This window comes from Streptomyces cinerochromogenes, from assembly GCF_014648635.1.
Taxonomy (GTDB): domain Bacteria; phylum Actinomycetota; class Actinomycetes; order Streptomycetales; family Streptomycetaceae; genus Streptomyces; species Streptomyces cinerochromogenes.
This window is the reverse complement of sequence record NZ_BMRM01000061.1, coordinates 1-671: the sequence shown is the minus strand read 5'-3', so window position 1 is coordinate 671 and position 671 is coordinate 1. Positions and strand designations below refer to the sequence as shown.

At 75.3% G+C, this 671-nt stretch carries 1 protein-coding gene; it reads left to right on the top strand.

The window, feature by feature from the left end:
• A partial coding sequence (locus IEZ20_RS39420; RefSeq protein ID WP_308434740.1) for a ketoacyl-synthetase C-terminal extension domain-containing protein occupies positions 1-671 on the top strand: 671 nt, incomplete at both ends.

The following is a 671-nucleotide window of genomic DNA, read 5'->3' as shown; positions in this document are numbered from 1 at the left end:
CGCAGGCCGCCGCGGGTGTGGCCGGTGTGATCAAGATGGTGCAGGCGATGCGGCACGGCACGCTGCCGCGCACGCTGCACGTGGACGCGCCCTCTCCCGAGGTCGACTGGACCGCGGGCGCGGTGGAGCTGTTGACCGAGGAGCGCGAGTGGGCGCGTGCGGGCCGCCCGCGCCGGGCGGGTGTCTCCTCGTTCGGCGTGTCCGGCACCAACGCCCACGTGGTACTGGAAGAAGCCCCCGAGGTCACCGAGCCGGTGCCCGCGGCCGAACCGCCCGCCCTTCCCTGGATTCTGTCGGCGCGCTCCGAGGACGCGCTGCGCGCCCAGGCCGCACGGCTCGCGGACTGGCTGCAAGACGACACCGACCTCCTCGGTACCGCCTGTTCCCTCGCCACCGGCCGGGCGGCGCTGCCGCACCGCGCGGTCGTCGTCGGCACCGGCCGCGCCGAACTCGCCGACGGCCTCGCCGCGTTGGCGGCCGACCGCATCGCCACCCACGTGGAGACCGGCCGCGCCCGCGACCACCGCACCACCGCGTTCGTGTTCGCGGGTCAGGGTGCGCAGCGGGCGGGGATGGGTGCGGAACTCGCGTCCGCCTATCCGGTGTTCGGTGAGGTGTTCGCCGAGGTGTGCGGGGCGTTCGACGCGGTGCTGGAGCGCCCGTTGGGTGAG